Annotated in this window: 18 protein-coding genes, 1 rRNA gene and 1 pseudogene; all 20 read left to right on the top strand. The window is 50.7% G+C overall.

What is annotated here, in order from left to right; genetic code table 11:
• The first annotated feature begins 31 nt into the window (after nucleotides 1-31).
• The gene (gene ftsH / locus ACETK5_RS32200; RefSeq protein WP_326116155.1) at nucleotides 32-2,101 is read left to right on the top strand and encodes an ATP-dependent zinc metalloprotease FtsH; all 2,070 of its coding nucleotides are present in this window, start codon (nucleotides 32-34) and stop codon (nucleotides 2,099-2,101) included.
• A 229-nt stretch (nucleotides 2,102-2,330) separates the two neighbouring features.
• Nucleotides 2,331-3,269: a quinolinate synthase NadA gene (gene nadA, locus ACETK5_RS32195; RefSeq protein WP_098741232.1), complete on the top strand. Its 939-nt coding sequence runs from the start codon at nucleotides 2,331-2,333 to the stop codon at nucleotides 3,267-3,269.
• Between the two features lie 38 nt (nucleotides 3,270-3,307).
• Nucleotides 3,308-4,924, top strand: coding sequence for an L-aspartate oxidase (nadB, locus tag ACETK5_RS32190; protein WP_394059686.1), 1,617 nt, complete (start codon nucleotides 3,308-3,310; stop codon nucleotides 4,922-4,924).
• Nucleotides 4,914-5,789 carry a carboxylating nicotinate-nucleotide diphosphorylase gene (nadC, locus tag ACETK5_RS32185; RefSeq protein ID WP_098741234.1) on the top strand — a complete coding sequence of 292 codons (876 nt, stop codon included), beginning with the start codon at nucleotides 4,914-4,916 and terminating at the stop codon, nucleotides 5,787-5,789. The genes nadB and nadC overlap by 11 nt, the downstream gene beginning before the upstream one ends.
• On the top strand, nucleotides 5,786-6,550 hold the full coding sequence (locus ACETK5_RS32180) for a type III pantothenate kinase (protein WP_009591942.1): 765 nt from the start codon (nucleotides 5,786-5,788) through the stop codon (nucleotides 6,548-6,550). The genes nadC and ACETK5_RS32180 overlap by 4 nt, the downstream gene beginning before the upstream one ends.
• Nucleotides 6,551-6,607: 57 nt before the next feature.
• Nucleotides 6,608-7,492 (top strand): Hsp33 family molecular chaperone HslO, encoded by an 885-nt coding sequence (hslO, locus tag ACETK5_RS32175; RefSeq protein WP_326116158.1) that lies wholly within the window; start codon nucleotides 6,608-6,610, stop codon nucleotides 7,490-7,492.
• Between the two features lie 20 nt (nucleotides 7,493-7,512).
• The gene (locus ACETK5_RS32170; RefSeq protein WP_100541634.1) at nucleotides 7,513-8,448 is read left to right on the top strand and encodes a peptidylprolyl isomerase; all 936 of its coding nucleotides are present in this window, start codon (nucleotides 7,513-7,515) and stop codon (nucleotides 8,446-8,448) included.
• Between the two features lie 421 nt (nucleotides 8,449-8,869).
• Nucleotides 8,870-9,805, top strand: coding sequence for a cysteine synthase A (gene cysK / locus ACETK5_RS32165; RefSeq protein ID WP_071221062.1), 936 nt, complete (start codon nucleotides 8,870-8,872; stop codon nucleotides 9,803-9,805).
• Between the two features lie 262 nt (nucleotides 9,806-10,067).
• On the top strand, nucleotides 10,068-11,732 hold the full coding sequence (locus tag ACETK5_RS32160) for an anthranilate synthase component I family protein (RefSeq protein ID WP_394059685.1): 1,665 nt from the start codon (nucleotides 10,068-10,070) through the stop codon (nucleotides 11,730-11,732).
• A gap of 1 nt (nucleotide 11,733) precedes the next feature.
• Entirely contained in the window at nucleotides 11,734-12,315 is a 582-nt protein-coding gene (gene pabA, locus ACETK5_RS32155) for an aminodeoxychorismate/anthranilate synthase component II (protein ID WP_127596466.1), read from the top strand.
• The gene (locus ACETK5_RS32150; protein WP_326116161.1) at nucleotides 12,312-13,199 is read left to right on the top strand and encodes an aminotransferase class IV; all 888 of its coding nucleotides are present in this window, start codon (nucleotides 12,312-12,314) and stop codon (nucleotides 13,197-13,199) included. Before pabA ends, ACETK5_RS32150 begins: the two co-directional genes overlap by 4 nt.
• Nucleotides 13,196-14,056: a dihydropteroate synthase gene (folP, locus tag ACETK5_RS32145; RefSeq protein WP_100541630.1), complete on the top strand. Its 861-nt coding sequence runs from the start codon at nucleotides 13,196-13,198 to the stop codon at nucleotides 14,054-14,056. The genes ACETK5_RS32150 and folP overlap by 4 nt, the downstream gene beginning before the upstream one ends.
• Before the next feature lie 37 nt (nucleotides 14,057-14,093).
• Complete coding sequence (gene folB, locus ACETK5_RS32140; protein ID WP_006207454.1) at nucleotides 14,094-14,456, top strand: dihydroneopterin aldolase; 363 nt, start codon at nucleotides 14,094-14,096, stop codon at nucleotides 14,454-14,456.
• 7 nt (nucleotides 14,457-14,463) lie between these two features.
• On the top strand, nucleotides 14,464-15,012 hold the full coding sequence (gene folK, locus ACETK5_RS32135) for a 2-amino-4-hydroxy-6-hydroxymethyldihydropteridine diphosphokinase (protein WP_100541629.1): 549 nt from the start codon (nucleotides 14,464-14,466) through the stop codon (nucleotides 15,010-15,012).
• On the top strand, nucleotides 14,964-15,170 hold the full coding sequence (locus ACETK5_RS32130) for a helix-turn-helix domain-containing protein (RefSeq protein WP_076326682.1): 207 nt from the start codon (nucleotides 14,964-14,966) through the stop codon (nucleotides 15,168-15,170). Before folK ends, ACETK5_RS32130 begins: the two co-directional genes overlap by 49 nt.
• A 212-nt stretch (nucleotides 15,171-15,382) precedes the next feature.
• Nucleotides 15,383-16,414, top strand: a complete 1,032-nt coding sequence (gene dusB / locus ACETK5_RS32125; RefSeq protein ID WP_100541628.1) for a tRNA dihydrouridine synthase DusB — start codon at nucleotides 15,383-15,385, stop codon at nucleotides 16,412-16,414.
• A 210-nt stretch (nucleotides 16,415-16,624) separates the two neighbouring features.
• Nucleotides 16,625-17,101 (top strand): transcription elongation factor GreA, encoded by a 477-nt coding sequence (greA, locus tag ACETK5_RS32120; protein ID WP_009591919.1) that lies wholly within the window; start codon nucleotides 16,625-16,627, stop codon nucleotides 17,099-17,101.
• A gap of 226 nt (nucleotides 17,102-17,327) precedes the next feature.
• On the top strand, nucleotides 17,328-18,839 hold the full coding sequence (gene lysS / locus ACETK5_RS32115; RefSeq protein WP_326116167.1) for a lysine--tRNA ligase: 1,512 nt from the start codon (nucleotides 17,328-17,330) through the stop codon (nucleotides 18,837-18,839).
• 152 nt (nucleotides 18,840-18,991) lie between these two features.
• Nucleotides 18,992-19,530, top strand: a pseudogene (locus tag ACETK5_RS32110) (hypothetical protein).
• Between the two features lie 376 nt (nucleotides 19,531-19,906).
• Nucleotides 19,907-20,225, top strand: a 16S ribosomal RNA gene (locus tag ACETK5_RS32105); the annotation flags it as partial.

The raw sequence follows: 20,225 nt of genomic DNA, 5'->3' as shown, positions 1-20,225 counted from the left end.
ATATCTTATGTGTCTTGAGAGGAGGTAGGGGATGAGTCGGTTCATCCGGAATTCTGGTTTTTATTTGATTCTATTTTTAGTCGTGGTGGGCATAGTACAATTCGTCACTAATGGCGGCGAGCAAGCCGATGCCCCTAGTTATAATCAACTGCGGCAGGAAGTCAAAGCTAACAACATAGAGGAAATGACGGTACAATTTGACGGTTACGCTTATCTGGTGACCGGTAAGTATAGGGAGATTTCCGAAGAGAAAAAATCGGAGAATTTCTCAACCTATATTCCTGCCACGGATGCAGCGATGCAAGAGCTGACTGCAGCCAGTGAGAGCAACAATGTCAAACTGTCCGTGGTGCCAATGGAAGGCCAAAGCATTTGGCTGACATTGCTTTCATCCTTTATTCCGCTCATCATTATGTTTGTTCTGTTCTTCTTCCTGTTTAATCAGGCCCAAGGCGGCGGCGGCAAAGTGATGAACTTTGGTAAGAGCAAAGCCCGCTTATATAATGAAGAGAAGAAACGGATTACATTTGAAGATGTAGCTGGAGCAGATGAAGAGAAGCAGGAACTTGTTGAGGTTGTTGACTTCTTGAAGGATCCGCGCAAGTTCAACACGGTTGGCGCTCGCATTCCGAAGGGCGTTCTGCTTGTCGGACCTCCGGGAACAGGTAAGACGCTCCTGGCTCGTGCCGTTGCCGGTGAAGCAGGCGTGCCGTTCTTCAGTATTTCCGGTTCCGACTTCGTTGAGATGTTTGTCGGTGTCGGTGCTTCTCGTGTACGTGACTTGTTCGAGAACGCGAAGAAGAATGCACCATGTATCATTTTCATCGATGAAATTGATGCTGTAGGTCGTCAGCGTGGCGCCGGACTTGGCGGCGGTCATGACGAGCGTGAGCAGACACTCAACCAGTTGCTGGTTGAGATGGACGGTTTCGGAGCGAACGAAGGCATTATCATCGTTGCTGCCACCAACCGCCCGGACATTTTGGACCCGGCGCTGCTTCGTCCGGGACGTTTTGACCGTCAGATTACCGTAGATCGCCCGGATGTGAAGGGCCGTGAAGCCGTACTGAAGGTTCATGCACGCAACAAACCATTGACGAAGGATGTTAAACTTGACATCATCGCCAAACGTACAACCGGTTTTACAGGCGCTGATCTGGAGAATCTCCTGAACGAGGCTGCCTTGCTTGCGGCTCGCCGCAACCGTAAAGATATCTCCATGCGAGAAGTGGATGAGGCGATTGACCGTGTTATCGTCGGTACGGAGAAACGCAGCCGCGTGATCAGTGACCGCGAGAAACGCATCGTAGCTTACCATGAAGCAGGCCACACGATTGTGGGTTATTTCCTCGAGCATGCGGATACGGTGCATAAGGTAACGATTATTCCTCGTGGCCGTGCCGGTGGATATGTCATTATGATGCCGAAGGAAGATCGGATGCTCGTGACGAAGCAGGAGTTGCTGGATCGCGTAACCGGTTTGCTTGGCGGGCGTGTTGCTGAGGAGCTGTTCATCGGTGAAATCGGGACCGGCGCTTACAGTGACTTCCAACAAGCGACAGGCATTATCCGCAGCATGGTTGTGGAATACGGTATGAGTGAGAAGCTCGGACCGATGCAGTTCGGTACATCCCAAGGACAAGTGTTCCTGGGACGTGATATCGGACATGAGCAGAACTATAGTGATCAAATCGCTTATGAGATCGATCAGGAAATGCAGCGATTCATTAATGATTGCTATGAGAAATGTAAAGAGATCCTGAATAAGCATGCCAAAGAGGTTCACCTGATTGCGAACACGCTCCTCGAGATGGAAACGCTGGAGCTTGAGCAAATCAAGAATCTCATTGAGACCGGATCAGCTGAAGGCAACGGCAGTGGCGAAGGTGAAGGTTCTTCCGAGAATGGTGAACCGATCATCGACAACATTGGCGACGTGAAAGTTCGCATCCAAGGGAAAGAAGACGGCGAGCAGCCGACTTCCACGGAAGAAATTCCGAATAACCCGATGGATTCGAATGATCCAGGGCCAGAACGCAAAGATTCCGAGCGCAAGGATCCTCCAGGCGGATCGGACAACGGTAATAGCAGCTTAACGTAATATTCGCTGATAAAACATCGAATACCGAATAAAATTGAAGAACCGGAGAACGATAATTCGTTTTCCGGTTCTTTTTGTGCTTTCTATCACATTGACAGGGGGCAGAATGAACGTGTACATTAGTTGTTAAATAAGGATGCGCATCCTTTCACAAAGGTGGAAACCATCCTGAAAGTCACATGGTCATCAGCGGCGAACCGCCGGACTATACAAAGGGAGAGGGTCGATCATGGAAGCTTTGGCACTGGAGCGTAAGGCAGAACAGAACCGTGAACTGCGTGAGCGATTAATGCAATTGAAGAAGGAACGTAACGCAATCATTTTGGCACATTATTATCAACGGGATGAAATACAAGAGGTCGCTGATTTCCGGGGGGATTCCTTCCTGCTCGCGCAGAAGGCAGCACAAACGGATGCCGAGGTTATCGTATTTTGCGGTGTGCATTTTATGGGCGAGAGCGCCAAAATCCTGGCTCCGGGCAAGACGGTTCTTATACCGGATGAGCGGGCCGGTTGCCCAATGGCGGATATGGTGAACGTTGACGGACTGCGAAAGTTGAAAGCGCAGCATCCGAATGCAAAAGTGGTCACGTACATCAATTCATCGGCTGAGATCAAAGCCGAAACGGATATCTGCTGTACTTCATCCAATGCCGTGAAAGTGATTCAGTCGGTGGATTCGGATGAAATTATATGGGTACCTGATAAAAACCTGGGACATTATGTTCAGCAGCATACCGACAAGAAGCTCATTATCTGGGAAGGGTACTGTAACACGCATGACATGCTGACGGTGAAGGATGTCGTCGAGATGAAGGCTAAATATCCTCATGCTGAATTTGTGGTGCATCCGGAATGCCGTCCAGAGGTTGTTGCGATGGGGGATTTTGTAGGGAGTACCACCGCCATTCTAGAGTATTGCAAAAATTCATCTGCCAAGGAGTTTATCGTGGGCACGGAGGACGGAACCGGTTATCAGCTTCGATTGGATAGCCCGGATAAATCGTTCCACTTCGCTACGAAATTCCTGGTGTGTCCGAATATGAAAGTGAATAACCTCAAAAAACTGGTTAAAGCGTTGGAAACGATGAAGCCGCAAATTTATGTGCCGCCGGTCGTTGCAGAGAAAGCCAGAACTTCATTAGAGCGCATGTTACAAGTTAAGTAGCATGCGCTACTCTTTCGTGAAAAGACAGGTGAGGTATCGTGATACCGCAGTATTTAATTGATTTTGAGCTGAACGATCTTCCGGTTGTCCAGACGGATGTCATCGTGATCGGTTCAGGCATTGCGGGTTTATATACGGCGATCATGGCAAGTGCGACTCAGAATGTACTGCTGATTACGAAAAAATCGCTGCTCGAAAGCAACACGCGTTATGCGCAGGGAGGGATTGCAGCCGTAACAGCTGAGGATGACTCTCCGGCCTACCACCGTCAGGACACCCTCCTGGCAGGGGCGGGTCTATGTTCATCTGCCGCGGTGGATGTGCTTGTAAACGAGGGTCCGGTCGGCGTTCAAGAGCTGATTCGACTCGGTACGATGTTTGATGTGGAGAATGGCGAGCTCGCACTGACCCAAGAAGGCGCCCACAGTCACCGCCGGATCCTTCATGCCAACGGGGATGCTACCGGGTATGAAATTGTGCGTGCCCTTTCCATTCAGGTTGAAATGCTTCACAATATAGAGGTGTGGGACGATCATTTTGTCATTGACCTGATTACCGATCAGGGAGAGTGTCATGGCGCTTTGGTACAAATGCCGGACGGAAAACGGGTATTCGTACGTGGACGGGCGACGGTTATGTGTGCCGGCGGCGCCGGCCAATTGTACCGGTATACAACCAATCCGGAGGTTGCTACAGCGGATGGCGTTGCCATGGCTTACCGGGCAGGCGCAGAAATTCGGGATATGGAGTTTATTCAGTTCCACCCGACGGCGCTTAGCTATCCGGGTGCGCCCCGATTCCTTATATCAGAGGCGGTTCGCGGTGAAGGTGCTGTTCTTCGGAATATACGAGGAGAACGGTTCATGCCCAAATACCATGATTTGCTGGAGCTGGCGCCGCGGGATATTGTTGCACGGGCCATTGTCAGTGAGATGGAAGCAACGGGGTCTACCTTTGTTTATCTGGATATTACCCATGAGTCGCCGGAGATGGTCAAACATCGATTCCCAACGATTTATGAAACCTGCATGCAGTATGGACTCGATTTATCCTCAGATTGGATTCCGGTCTCCCCGGCAGCGCATTATATGATGGGGGGCATTAAAACCAGTCTGCACGGCGAGAGCAGCGTGAAGCGTTTATTTGCTTGCGGAGAGGTATCGTCTACCGGTGTCCACGGGGCGAACCGTTTGGCCAGCAATTCGCTGTCGGAGGCGATTGTGTACGGCAGCCGTATTGTTGAACGTATTAAGAGCCTGCCGGAACCCTCAGGAGATCCACTTCATGTATCATTCCATCTCGGTCGCAAGGACGCTCCGTCCCAGGCGATGGTGGAAAAACGCTTGAAGCTTCAGAAGGTGATGGTACGTTATGCAGGACTTCGGAGAAATCGGGATACTCTATTAAGAGCAGCGGAAGAGCTCGGCCGTCAGCTGCCATTGTTCCATTCGGTTCTCTCCAAGCGTGAGGAATACGAGTTTGCCAACATGCTCACAGCATCCCTGCTCGTGGTTCAAGGTGCGCTGGGTCGTGAAGAAAGCCGGGGAGCCCACTACCGTGAGGATTTCCCGGAGCGGAATGACAGCGTATGGCAGAAACATATTGTCCATACACGGGATCAAGAAATGACGGAGGAATTAAGCGATGATGTTTAACGGATACAACGATGGCCTACTCCAGAGTATACGGACTTGGCTGCAGGAGGATATTGGGTCGGGGGATATCACCACCCTCACCACCATTGAGCCGGGTCATGAATCCAAGGGCGTTATTCATGCCAAGGAGGCGGGAATCGTGGCAGGGATGCCGGTAGCAGAGCTGGTATTCGAAACGGTTGATCCGTCGCTGACGTTTACGGCATTGGTTCGTGATGGGGACGAGGTTGAAAAGGGGACGGTTCTCGCCGAAGTGGAAGGCAGCACTCACCGTATTTTGACAGGCGAGCGTCTCGCTTTGAATTTGCTTCAGCGTCTTTCGGGTATTGCAACAAGAACACGTTCTTTTGTTGATGTACTTGAGGGATTGCCGACAAGATTGGTGGACACCCGCAAAACGACACCAGGCCACCGAATGCTGGAGAAGTATGCCGTTCGGGTTGGCGGCGGGGCGAACCATCGGTTCGGTCTGTACGATGCCGTTATGATCAAGGATAATCACATCAAGGGCGCAGGCGGCATCGCGCAAGCGGTCAGCCGGGCAAGAGCCCATATTCCACATACCATGACTATAGAAGTTGAAACTGAGAGCTTGGCGCAGGTGGAGGAAGCACTGGCTGCAGGCGCAGATATTATTATGCTGGATAACATGAGTCATGACATGATGGCGGAGTCTGTTCGAAGAATCAAGGCCAAGGCTCCTCATGTTCGCGTGGAAGCCTCGGGGAACGTGACGCTGGAGACCGTACGCGGGATTGCCGAGACCGGGGTCGATGTGATATCCGTTGGACGGCTGACTTATTCTTTCCATAGTCTCGATATCAGTCTGGATCTGAATGCGAAGAAAGGAGGGACAGAAGGTTGATTCTGGTTGTGGATGTAGGGAATACCAACATTGTATTGGGTGTGTATCAGGGAAAGAAGCTGCTGCATGATTTTCGAATCAGTACATCGCGTCAGTCTACCGTGGATGAATACGGTGTATTGATTCACAATTTGTTTCAAATGTCCAATATATTGGTAAGCCAAATAGAAGGTGTTATTGTTTCTTCCGTAGTTCCTCCTCTTGTACGTGTGGTCGAGGAGATGTGCAATAAATATATTGGCAAAGCGCCCCTGATCGTAGGACCGGGGATCAAAACAGGACTTAATCTGCGGTATGAGAATCCGCGCGAGGTTGGCGCTGACCGGATCGTGAATGCAGTTGCAGCCGTCGAGCAGTACGGGGGGCCGCTGATTGTGGTGGATTTCGGTACGGCGACGACGTTTGATTGCATCGATGAGGCAGGCAATTATCTTGGCGGAGTGATTGTGCCTGGTATTGGCATTGCCACGGAGGCTCTTGTACAGCGTGCTTCCAAACTTCCTCGCGTAGAGCTTGAAAAGCCGAAAAAGGTGATTGGGCGTAATACCGTGCATGCCATGCAGGCCGGTATCGTTTTTGGCTATGCCGGACAGGTCGATGGCCTGGTCAAGCGTATAAAAGCCGAGATGGGTACGGACAATGTTAAGGTTATCGCTACGGGGGGAATGGCCGAGCTGATTGCCGGCGAAACGGAGTCCATTGAAGAGATTTCTCCCCTTCTGACTTTGGAAGGCTTGCGTATTATTTATGAGCGTAACTAGAACCGATATAAAACCGTTAGATATTACAAACAACTAGAAAGACAAGGAGGCCTCAAGATGGGTAATCAAAAAGACCGTTTGCTGCGGGGAACGGCATTAAACGGGAAAGTGCGGGCATTTGCCGTTCGGACAACCGATTTGGTCGAAGAGCTTCGCCAAAGACATGATACGTTTCCTGTCGTCACAGCCGCTTTGGGCCGAACCGTGTCAGCAGCAGCGATGATGGGAGCTATGCTGAAAGGAGACGAGCGTCTTAGCATTCAAGTGCGCGGCGACGGACCGATCGGTTTGATTGCGGCGGAGAGTAATGCCAACGGCGAGGTACGCGGATATGTCAAAAATCCGCATGTGGAGCTGACGAATATCCGTCCAGGCAAGATGGATGTAGCCGCCGCTGTAGGGACCACCGGTCATATTGATGTGATCAAGGATTTCGGGTTGAAGGAGCCTTACCGTGGCAGCGTACCGATTATTTCGGGCGAGCTGGCTGAAGACTTCACATACTATTTTGCCGTCTCCGAACAGACCAACTCGGCGGTTAGCCTGGGTGTGCTGGTTTCACCCGATTATTCCGTGGCGAATGCCGGCGGCTTCATCATCCAGCTTCTCCCCGGCGTTACCGAGGATGAGATCAAGGAGCTCGAGCTTGCGCTAAGCAAGATTCCTCCGATCACCGAGATGCTGGAAGAAGGACTGGAACTGGAAGACATCCTGAAACGAGTCGTTCCGGACGTGACCATTTTGGAGGAAACGGAAGTGTACTTCAGCTGTGACTGCTCGCATGAGCGGGTAGAGCGCGCGTTGATCAGTTTGGGGCAGGAAGAGCTTGAGCAGATGATCGAAGAGGATGGCAAGGCTGAAGTTTCCTGTCATTTTTGCAACGAAAAATATAGGTTCGATAAGGAACAGCTAAAATCCGTGCTAGAGCGGGCCAAATCTTAACGTTGGGATGAGCGACCGTGATGACGAGACAAGAGAAGGGATTGTGGGCGACCGTCATTGTCTTGACAGCATGCGTATTGGGTATGGGCGGCTGGATGCTGTTTTCCGGGAATTTGTCGCAAGAGGCTTCACCACCGTGGAAAGAAGGCTCCCAACCAGTTGCATCCATCCAGGACAGGGCGATTACCGAAGACGAGTGGGTTGACGAGCTAAAGAAGCGTTATGGCCGGGAAATGCTGATGACTATGCTGAATCGGCACGCCGTAGCGCTGGAGGCCAAAGCGAAGGATATTGATGTTACGCCGGCGGAAGTTGATGCGGAAATCGAAGTCATGAGCCGCAGCTACGGTTCCAAGGAACGTTTCTTATCGGAAATGGAAAATCAGCTTGGCATTACGGAGAGTGAATTAAAGACAGAGACAACGTATCGGCTGCTGCTTGAAAAAATTGCGACTTCCGACGTACACATCGAAGAGCAGCAGATCGATTCGTATCTGGAACAGTACCCAGACCAATTTCGCCCCAAGAAGCAGTTCAATTTATCCATAATCGAAGTCGCTTCGAAAGATGAGGCGGAACGGGTCATGGATCGGCTGGAGAATGGAGAGGCTTTTGCGGATCTCGCAGCCCAGGTGTCTCTCGATGAGTATACTCGCGAAGACGGCGGGCAGATCGGCTTGGTCGAGGAGGATGATCCCTTTTTGCCCCCGGCAGTGCTGGATGCAGCTTCAACACTTGAGCCCGGGGATATTGCGGGGCCGATCACACTCACAGACACCTATGCCATTGTATATGTGAAGGAAATTATCGAACCTCAGGCCCCTAGCGAGGAAAGTGTCCGCAAGGCCGTTCGCAAGCAGCTGGCCCTGGAGCAGTCGGTGTCCTTATCGGAACTGGAGCGTCAGCTTCGCGAGAAATATGAGGCACGGATTAGTGCGGGTACGGTCACGCTGTAAGTAGAGGAAGAACATAGGGGAAAGCTCGCTGTGGCGGTGTAAGACTCGGCTGCAGGAGCTTTTTTTGTGCCAAAGTATTCAAGGGATCCCATTTTCCGGGAATGATGATTACCTGAGTATGCAGTCTTAGAGGCGAATTCGTCTTTCCTCGTTCGGGAGGCGCAGGAAAAACCACCTAGAAATGTTGATTTTCGAGGTGCGGGATATTGACAATGACTCGTAACGTTGTTAAGATGAAGGTATAAAAACCTACCTTTTTACTCGGATATTAGGAGCCTCAATAATCAACAATTTGGGTCTATATAATGGCTCCACATTTTTTCAACATCCAGACACTACAAATTTAATGATTCGACATTAGAATGTATAACACCATTATGACTAGTTAATCCAGATTCATATTTAGAGGAGGGCTTCATTCATGGCAAAAGTCGTAAATAATGTGACAGAATTAATCGGTGGAACTCCACTCGTCCGTTTGAACCGGATCGTACCGGAGGATAGCGCAGAAATCTATCTGAAGCTGGAATACCAGAACCCGGGCGCAAGCGTTAAAGACCGGATCGCGATCAGCATTGTGGAAGAAGCGGAGAAGGACGGACGTTTGAAGCCGGGCGATACCATTATTGAAGCAACAAGCGGTAATACCGGCATTGGTTTAGCTATGGTGGCAGCTGCCAAAGGCTACAAAGCGGTTATCGTTATGCCTGAAACCATGAGCTTGGAGCGCCGCAACCTGCTGCGTGCCTATGGCGCGGAACTGGTACTGACACCGGGATCGGAAGGAATGAACGGCGCGGTTAAGAAGGCAGAAGAAATTCTGCAGGAAAATGCCGGATTCTTTATGGCCGAGCAATTCAAGAACCAAGCCAACGTGAAGATCCACCGTGAAACGACAGGTCCGGAAATCGTTGAAGCGATCGAATCCATCGGTGGTTCCCTGGATGCATTCGTTGCTGGTATCGGAACAGGCGGAACGATTACAGGTGCGGGCGAAGTGTTGAAAGAGCAATTCCCTAACATTAAGGTTATTGCGGTTGAACCTGCTGCATCGCCAATCCTTGCCGGAGGCAAACCGGGCCCTCACAAAATCCAGGGCATCGGCGCAAACTTCATTCCCGAAATTTTGAATCAAGAAGTCTACGATGAAATCGTTCATGTTGAGAATGACGATGCTTTTGAAACTTCCCGCCGCGTGGCGAAGGAAGAAGGCGTTCTTGGCGGCATTTCCTCCGGTGCGGCTGTATATGCAGCTTTGAAGGTTGCCAAAGAGCTTGGTAAAGGCAAGCGGGTGGTAGCCGTGATTCCAAGTAACGGAGAACGTTATCTGAGCACGCCGCTTTATAACTTCGAGTAAGATGATTTCGTAATATGCGCGCATTTTCTCACCTATTTGGTTGAGGTAATACGTGACAAGGAAGGAGCCCTCAATGTGTTTTTATAGCATTGAGGGCTTTTTGTGTATACTACTCTCTAAGATAACGCTTTATGGGAATCCACGGAATGACCGCTCCAAAAAATATTGTTGGACGAGCTTCTATTTAGGGTTTTCAAGAGAAGCGGGATACAGTATACTGACAGGCAACAGTAAGGCTTTTGATGATTAAGGGAGGATCGGCATGGAGAGAAGAGTGGAGCTGGCCCAGTGGCAGGCATGGGCTAAAGAGGGCTGGTCCGTCGTTCCCTATCTGGTTCAATATAAAGGAGCAACAAGAGGTTTACCTCTGTCATGGAGGCATGCATGGAATGCGGCATCGCCATATGCCTTTGTGCTGGAGAGCGGTAAGGGCGGACGCTATACGTATCTTGGATTGCGGCCGGTGTCCATTCTGCAGGGGAAGGGGAGCCATGGCGAGATCATCGAGCTGTCCGGCGATTTACGAACGCAGGTGACAGGAGAGCCGCTGCATCTGTTAGAGCAGTGGATGAAAGAATGGCGGTCTCCCCGTGTACCGGAGTGGCCGGACTTTCGCGGAGGCTGCGCCGGTTTCCTAAGCTACGATGTGATCCGATCGATTGAGCAGCTCCCCACGATAGCCAAGGATGAACCGGGGTTCCCGGATTATATGTGGATGCGCATGGAAGAAATCTGGATTTATGATCATACAGATGACAGCATCTACTGCTCGGTGCATGTCCCTCTGCCTTGGGCATTCGGGACCGGAGGAAATTCGGAAGAAGTGACGGCGTTCGAGGATTCAATGGATGCATCCAAAGGCTCGGAACGTTCAACCGACCAAGAGAAGTTATTGCAAGAGTTATATGATGGGGCTGTCCTAAAGGCTGAATCGATGTGGTCCCAATGGAATCAAATGTTCGAAACAGGCTCAGGGAACGGCTCGAGTCCCGAAGATGAGCGCGTACGGCAGGAACGATGGAAGAAAGCGCAGGAGCTGTCAGGGCCGAATGTCGAGATCTGGGATCGGCTGGAGATTGATTTTTCGCAGGAAGCGTTCGAGCAGGCGGTTCTCTCGATCCAAGAATATATTCGACAGGGCGACGTATTTCAGGTCAATTTGTCTCTGCGCCGGCATATGCAGCTGCATGCGGAACCTGCCGATATTTATGAGTGGCTGCGTATCCTGAATCCGTCGCCATATATGGGGTATATATCTTCACCGGGCTTCAGCTTGGCCAGCGGCTCGCCGGAATTGCTGGTGAAGCTGGATGGCGATGTCGTGTCTGCTCGGCCGATTGCGGGAACCCGGCGTCGGGGAAGCAATCCGGAAGAGGACGCGGCAATGGAAACGGAGCTGCTTGGCAGCGAGAAGGAACGGGCGGAACATATTATGCTGGTCGATCTGGAGCGTAATGATATTGGCCGCATTGCCGCATACGGGACGGTTCATGTTCCGGAGCTGATGACCGTCGAGAGATACTCTCACGTGATGCATTTGGTGTCACAAGTGGAAGGACGGATTGCAGAAGGGAACCATGCGTATGATGTCATTGCGGCAGCGTTCCCTGGCGGCACCATTACAGGCGCACCCAAAATCCGGACCATAGAGATCATCGAAGAGCTGGAGCCCGTGACACGGGGGCCTTATACCGGCTCCATGGGCTGGATCGATTATAATGGTGATATGGAGCTTAACATTATTATTCGGACCCTCGCCGTGAAGGATGGCGTTGGCTATATTCAGACGGGCGCGGGGATTGTCATTGATTCCGATCCTTACCGGGAATACAGGGAGTGCCATAACAAGGCAAAAGCTTTGATAGCGGCACTGAAGTGCAGTGAAGAAGAAGCGGCAGCGGTGGCTGCGAATATAGGGGGGAAATAACATGATACTTGTCATCGACAATTATGATTCGTTTACGTATAACCTGGTTCAATATTTGGGTGAGCTCGGCGAGGAAGTGAAGGTTTACCGGAATGATGAGATCGACATCGCCGGCATCGAGGCGTTGGCCCCGGACCACATCCTGATATCGCCGGGACCGTGCACGCCGAATGAAGCCGGCATCAGCCTGGATGTGATTTCGCATTTCAAGGGTGTGATTCCGATCTTCGGCGTCTGCCTCGGCCATCAGGCGATCGGGCAAGCCTTTGGCGGCAACGTGATTCGTGCGGAGCGCCTCATGCACGGGAAAACATCAGAGATCCAGCATACGGGCGGCTCGGTCTTCGAAGGCTTGCCGGTTCCGTTCACCGCAACGCGCTATCACTCGCTGATCGTTGAGAAGGAAACCTTGCCGGATGAGTTGGAGATTACCGCCTGGACAGAAGAGGGCGAAATCATGGGACTTCGGCATAAACAATATCCCGTAGAAGGGGTGCAGTTCCACCCGGAATCCATCATTACGGATCATGGCCATCAGATGCTGCGCAATTTCCTGAAGCGTACAGCTGGCGCCAAAGCATGAAATATATTGGCATGAACGGCGGCATCGTTGAAGCTGCCGAGGCTGTTTTACCTGTAATGGATCACGGCCTTCTGTACGGGATGGGGTTATTCGAGACCTTCCGTACTTATGAGGGGAAGCCTTTTTTAATAGAGCGACACTTGAACCGGCTCATGGACAGCTGCCGGGAGCTCGGAATCGCCCACAGGGCGGATGCCAATAGGATAAGTCGCTGGATATCGGAACTGATGGAGGCCAATGGCCTACAGGATGCTTATATCCGGTATACCGTAACGGCAGGAGAGGGATTGCTCGGTCTGCCTGCTGGGGACTATCTGAAGCCTTCCGAGATTTTATTCGCCAAAGAGCTGCCGGCCGCAAATGAAATGCTTTACGAGAAAGGCAGAGCCATGCGGCGGCTGTCCCTTCCGCGGAACACTCCGGAATCAGCGGTTCGGCTGAAATCTCTGCATTATATGAACAATATACTCGCAAAACGGGAATTGGCCGGATATCCCAGCCACTCGGATGGTTCGACAGAGGGGCTGATGCTAACGGCGACCGGGGAAGTGGCAGAGGGTATTGTCAGCAATGTTTTTTTTGTCAAAGCGAATCGGTTATATACGCCTGACATTGGCACGGGCATTTTGCCGGGGATTACCCGGGCCGTGGTGCTGGAATTGGCTGCCGATCTTGGTATTGAAGCCGAAGAAGGCCGTTACAGCTGGGAGTTCTTTACCGGAGCGGATGAAATATTTACGACAGGCTCTGTTCAGGAGATTCTTCCGGTCACGACGTTGATTGGAGCTGAAGGCGAGACTCTAGTTATTGGACAAGGTTTGGTCGGTCCGATAACCCGTACATTACTGAGCGCATATAGAAGGAAAGCAGGGCAAAAGGCATGAAAACAACGATTTACGAACGTGAATATCGTCTGAGCAAGGATGCTGTGTTAAAGCTCGGTCAATCCACGCTCATTATGGGTATATTGAATGTGACGCCGGATTCGTTCTCGGACGGAGGTCGTTATAACGACACGGACCGGGCGGTTGAGCACGCCCTTCAGCTGGTAGAAGAGGGAGCCGACATCATCGATATCGGCGGAGAATCGACGCGTCCAGGCCACGAGCCGGTTGGAGCCGCAGAGGAGCTCGCCCGCGTTATCCCGGTTATTGAAGCTATTCACCGGCATGCGCCGCATATTCCGTTGTCGATTGACACGTATAAAGCGGAAGTTGCGCGTCAGGCGATTGGAGCGGGAGCTCATATCATTAATGATATTTGGGGGTTTAAAGACGACGCGGATATGCCCAAGACAGCGGCAGAGCTTGGATGCCCCGTGATTTTGATGCACAATCGCCGTGATCGGAATTACACCAATCTCATCGAGGACGTAAAGCGCGATTTGCTGGAAAGTGTCGAGATTGCGCGAGCTGCAGGTGTGCAGGATCGCCATATTTTGCTTGATCCGGGTATCGGGTTTGCCAAGGACTATGACGAGAACATGAAAGTGATGGCATCCCTCGATCAGCTCGTGGGGCTTGGGTTTCCGGTACTGCTGGCCACCTCCCGCAAAAGGTTCATCCAGACCGCACTTGGCGCCCCGGCACAAGATGTGCTGGAAGGAACGGCCGCCACGGTGGCTTACGGGATTGCGCAAGGCTGCCAGATCGTTCGTGTGCATGACGTGTTGCATATGAAACGGACAGCGAAGATGTGTGATGCCATGACTTACGCTTCGATGGAGCTTACACGCATATAATTTTTTTCGGGACAAAGGATGGAAGGGCGGAGTAGAGATGGATAAAATGATACTGAGCCGCATGGAATACTACGGCTATCATGGTGTGTTTGAGGAAGAGCGCAAGCTGGGACAACGATTCTATGTGGATCTTGAGCTGGAGATGGATTTGAGCAAAGCCGCGAAGACGGACGACCTGACGTTAACGGTAAATTATGCCGAGATTCATGATCTCTTGCTGGATATTATGCGGACGGAGTCGTTCCGCCTGATTGAAGCTTTAGCGGAGCATATTGCATCTAAGGTATTGGACACTTATACTATTATCGATGCTTTAACGGTCCGATTGACGAAGCCGCACCCGCCTTTTGACATTCATTTTGAAGGTGTGACCATTGAGCTGCACCGGACCAGGAAGTGAGACGATCATGAATTCACACGCCACCTCTGAGTGTTCAGAGGCTTATATTGCTTTAGGGGCCAATTTGGGAGACCGTGAAGGTAACCTGATGGAGGCTTTGGAACGGTTGGATGAAGTACCCGGGATTACGGTAGAGCGCGTATCCAACTTGTATGAGACCGAGCCGGTCGGATATGTGGACCAACCGATGTTTCTTAATATGGCTGCAGCCGTGTCGACATCGCTCAGTCCTCATGAACTGCTTGCCGAAATGCAGCGCATTGAGAAACAGCTTGGACGGGTTCGTCATATCCACTGGGGACCTCGGACAGTTGACCTTGACCTGTTGTGGATGGATGGACGCCGTCTGGATACGCCGGACCTGGTTCTACCGCATCCCCGTATGCAGGAGCGGGCTTTCGTTCTTAGACCGCTGGCCGATATCGTATTTGAGTTTGAACCTTCGGGTCTGTACCATGTGGTCAAGACAGCACTTGAGAACCTGGAAGGAAAGGAAGGAATACAGCTTTGGAAAACAAGCAGCTGGCGCAGCGTATCCGCGCTTTCCGAAAACTAAAGGGTTTGACCCAGCAAGAGCTCGCCGAGCGAACCGGTATTTCCTTGGCTGTGCTTGGTGCGATTGAGCGGGGGAACCGCCGTGCCGAGGAGCAGATGCTGGCTCAGATTGCAGACGTGCTGGAGATTACATTGCAGGAGCTTAAGGAACGGAGCTAGATCATCTGAATAGGAAGCTGGTGCAGGTTTATTTTTTATCAAACCTAGCCATTAATATAGGAAGATGATCTGGATGCGAAAGTAATTTTTGCGGACTGGACGATAATACGATGAATGAGTATGATGGTTTGGTTTGAAACTCAGGGATCCCTTGCACGAGAACCGGGATCTTTCGACTATAAATATCCGAATAGAAAGGAGTGACACATAAAATGGATGCATTGAAAATCGGAAACATCGAGATGAAGAACCAAGTGGTTCTGGCGCCTATGGCAGGCGTGTGCAACCCCGCGTTCCGATTGATTGCTAAGGAATTCGGTACCGGATTGGTTTGCGCTGAAATGGTTAGCGGCAAGGCCATTGTTCACGGCAACAAGCGCACCCGGGAGATGCTCTTCGTTGACGAGCGGGAGAAGCCGTTGAGCCTGCAAATTTTTGGAGGTGACCGCGACTCCCTGGTGGAAGCGGCCAAAGTTGTCGATCAGCAGACCAATGCCGACATCATCGACATTAACATGGGCTGCCCTGCGCCGAAGGTAACGAAGGTGGATGCAGGTGCACGCTGGCTTCTGGATTCGAACAAAATCTATGAAATGGTAGCGGCGGTTGTCGATGCCGTGAACAAACCGGTCACGGTGAAGATGCGTACAGGCTGGGACAGCGATCACATCTATGCTGTCGAAAATGCACAGGCTGTCGAACGCGCGGGCGGTCAAGCGGTCAGCGTTCACGGACGTACGCGCGAGCAGCTCTACACCGGGCACGCGGATTGGGACATCATTCGCCAAGTGAAAGAAGCCGTCTCCATTCCGGTTATCGGTAACGGCGATGTGGTGACGCCGGAGGATGCTCGCCGGATGCTGGATACGACAGGCTGCGATGGTGTCATGATCGGCCGCGGAGCGCTGGGGAACCCATGGATGCTGTATCGTACCGTGGAATATCTGAAGACAGGCCAGCTGCTGCCGGACCCGGCTCCGCAGGAGAAAATCCGGATTGCCATTTTGCATATGGACCGGCTGATCGCTCTGCGCGGCGAAGCGGTTGCGGTACGGGAAATGCGCAAGCATCTTTCCTGGTATTTGAAAGGGCTGAAAGGCTCCGCCCGCATTAAAGATATTATTATGGAAGAAACGAAGCGCGACGAAATGGTGAGCCTTCTGAACAACTTTGTGAACAATCAAGAGGCCCAAGAAGAATCGACAAAAAGTGTATATCCTCAAGCCGCTGCGGCAATGGGATAATTTGGGGTACAGGCTGTTAATGGGTGCGTGTATGCGACATTCGTGACAGCCTTTGCGCGCATTGACTTTTTGAAATGGTTCCCATATAATCTTTCAGTATAAATTCAAGAAATTGAGCAGGCATCAGAGGGAAGTTCTGATCCCCAAGAATTCGCATATAGTATGTTGATACCGTGGTTTAAATTATTTACATGACAGGAGAATCGGTTAATGAGCGATAAAGAAGTCATTCTTACCCAGGACGGTCTGAAGAAACTGGAGGACGAACTTGAAAATCTAAAGTCTGTAAAACGCCGTGAAGTGGCTGAGCGGATTAAAGTTGCCATCGGTTACGGTGATATTAGTGAAAACTCCGAATATGAAGACGCCAAGAACGAGCAAGCCTTTATCGAAGGCCGGATTATCACGCTGGAGAAAATGCTCCGCAATGCGCGCATCATCAACAATGATGATATCAATACCGATGTCGTCGGTGTGGGCAACACGGTGATCGTAGAGGATTTGGAATTCGGCGATACGATGGAATATACCATTGTAGGTACGGCTGAGTCGGATCCGCTGAACAACAAGATCTCTAACGAGAGTCCTGTCGGCAAAGCGATCATTGGCAAGCAAAAAGGATCGGTTGTAGATGTTAACGTTCCTGCGGGCGTTATTCAATATAAAATTGTAGACATTAAGAAGTAAGTCGGAATGTGGTGTAGAAAGCTTCCTTCGGGGGGCTTTTTTAAATAGGCAAGGCTGTGTTGAGGGCTTAATGGGTGAATGGTATGTCTTGAAATGGCTGCCCTTCCGTTAAGTCCTAACCGAATGTGTACAAGTTGTTCAAGGGCTGTCCGGATCATGTAATGGGTGGCGGCGTTTGTGCTGTTGGGGATTTACGATGGAAGTGAAATGAAGGAGATGAATGACGATGACGGAAGAAATGAATAACCAGGAACAAGAACAGGAGTTAAGTGAGCTTTTGCAAATCCGCCGCAATAAATTGGACGAGCTTCGCAAGCTGGGTATCGATCCGTTTGGCGGAAAATACGAAAGAGAACATCACGCAGGTGATATTCTGAAACAGTACGACGAGCTCTCCAAGGAAGATCTGGAAGAGAAGCAGGTGGAAGTGAACCTGGCCGGCCGGATTATGGCTAAACGCGGCATGGGCAAGGCTTCTTTTGCTCATATTCAGGATTTGAGCGGCCGGATTCAGATCTATGTTCGCCAGGATTCGATTGCAGAAGCGCAATATGAAGCATTCAGCATCCTTGATCTTGGTGACATCATCGGAGTGAAAGGGGTCTTGTTCAAGACCAAAACCGGTGAAACCACCATTAAGGTGAAGGAGCTGGAGGTTCTTTCTAAGTCGTTGTATCCGCTCCCTGAGAAATTCCATGGTTTGAAGGATGTGGAACTCCGTTACCGTCAGCGTTATGTCGACCTGATTATCAATCCCGATGTGCAGAAGACCTTCATTGCCCGTTCCCGTATTATCCAATCGATGCGCCGTTACCTGGATTCCCAAGGCTATCTTGAAGTGGAAACCCCGACTTTGCATTCGATCGCTGGTGGTGCGGCGGCACGTCCGTTCATTACGCATCATAATGCGCTGGATATGGAGCTGTATATGCGGATCGCGATTGAGCTTCACCTGAAGCGCCTGATCGTGGGCGGCCTGGAAAAAGTGTACGAGATTGGCCGCGTATACCGTAATGAAGGAATCTCTACCCGTCATAACCCGGAGTTCACGATGATTGAGCTTTATGAAGCCTATGCAGACTATAAAGATATTATGGCACTGACCGAGAATATGATCGCCCATATTGCCCAAGAGGTGCTGGGTACACAAGTGATTTCCTATCAAGGGCACGAGGTTGACCTGACGCCACAATGGCGTCGTGTATCCATGGTTGATGCCGTAAAAGAAGTGGTCGGCGTTGACTTTAGTGTGGAAATGTCCAACGAGGAAGCGCATCGCCTTGCAAAAGAACATAAAGTTCCGGTAGAGCCGCATATGACATTCGGCCACATCTTGAACGCGTTCTTTGAGCAGTTTGTTGAAGAGACGCTGATTCAGCCGACGTTCATAACCGGTCATCCGGTTGAAATTTCGCCGCTTGCGAAGAAGAACGATGTGGATCCGCGGTTCACGGATCGCTTTGAGCTGTTTATCGTGGCGCGTGAGCACGCGAACGCCTTCTCGGAGCTCAATGATCCGATCGACCAGCGTCAGCGTTTTGAAGCGCAGATGAAGGAAAAGGAACAGGGCAATGACGAAGCGCACGAGATGGATGAGGATTTCTTGCGTGCGCTGGAGTACGGTATGCCGCCAACAGGCGGACTTGGTATCGGGATCGATCGTTTGATCATGCTTCTTACGAATTCCCCGTCCATTCGCGATGTATTGCTGTTCCCACATATGCGTAATAAGGAATAGAATTTGCTCCATTGATGGTTGAAGAGGCAGTTGACTATAGATCTCTATAGTCGGCTGCCTTTTTTGCATGGGCTTCTCGATTGCCTCTTGTTTAGAGAAGAAAGCTATGATAAATTTATTTGGTACACTTGTATTAAAAAGGGGCTGGCGTAATGATTGGAGCTTTTATTATTGGATGTGAAATTTTATTCTGGGTATTTGTTCTAGCTGGGTTAAGCGTAAGGTATCTGCTCGGCATGAAAAGAACGGGCGGAATACTGCTGCTGTGTACGCCGATCATCGACTTATTATTGATAGCCGTAACCATTATAGATCTCCGTGGCGGGGCGGAAGCCGGATTCATGCATGGGCTGGCGGCTGTATATATATCGGGGTGACGATTGCTTTTGGGCATCAGATGATCCAATGGGCGGACGCACGGTTTGCTCACCGATTTGCAGGTGGCGAAAAACCGGGATCGGCGCCGAAATATGGAGCAGCTCGCGCCAAGCGTGAGCGCCAGGGATGGTATCGCCATGTGTTGGCGTGGGTGATAGGAGCTATATTACTTGGCGTTATGATTCTTGTGGTTGGGGAACCGGCACGAACGGAGCAGCTAAAGGCAATGGCTTTACAATGGGCAGTGATCCTGGGAATTGATTTCATATATAGCTTCAGCTATACCTTCTGGCCTAAGAAGCAGGCGGGATAAATGGAGGCAATGAATATCTAGTATATAGTAAGCAAGTGAATGTATTATTTTACCTTATTACTAATTAACTCAAAAGGGTTGCATATTGGCGAATGCCATGGTATATTATATTTCCGGCCAAGAAATACGGTCGAAACAAACGCTTGAGATAACAAGCCGAAATGAATTTGAAAAATAAATTCAAAAAAAGCTTGCAATGATCGAGCCGATGTGATAAGATATAAGAGTTGCTAACGAGATAAACTGTTGGCAACAAACGAAGAAGTTGATCTTTGAAAACTGAACAACGAGTGAGTAAAACGAACCACTTTGGTGGGACGTTGAAATAGAGAATTGAACAAATTCTCGTCAGTTTAAGAAATGAGCAAGTCAAGCTTTATTGGAGAGTTTGATCCTGGCTCAGGACGAACGCTGGCGGCGTGCCTAATACATGCAAGTCGAGCGGACTTGATGGAGTGCTTGCACTCCTGAAGGTTAGCGGCGGACGGGTGAGTAACACGTAGGCAACCTGCCCTCAAGACTGGGATAACTACCGGAAACGGTAGCTAATACCGGATAATTTATTTCACAGCATTGTGGAATAATGAAAGACGGAGCAATCTGTCACTTGGGGATGGGCCTGCGGCGCATTAGCTAGTTGGTGGGGTAACGGCTCACCAAGGCGACGATGCGTAGCCGACCTGAGAGGGTGAACG

Origin of the sequence: Paenibacillus ilasis (assembly GCF_043195395.1) — a bacterium.
Taxonomy (GTDB): domain Bacteria; phylum Bacillota; class Bacilli; order Paenibacillales; family Paenibacillaceae; genus Paenibacillus_AQ; species Paenibacillus_AQ lautus.
The sequence above is the reverse complement of the archived record's forward strand: the minus strand, read 5'-3'. Positions and strand labels throughout refer to the sequence as shown.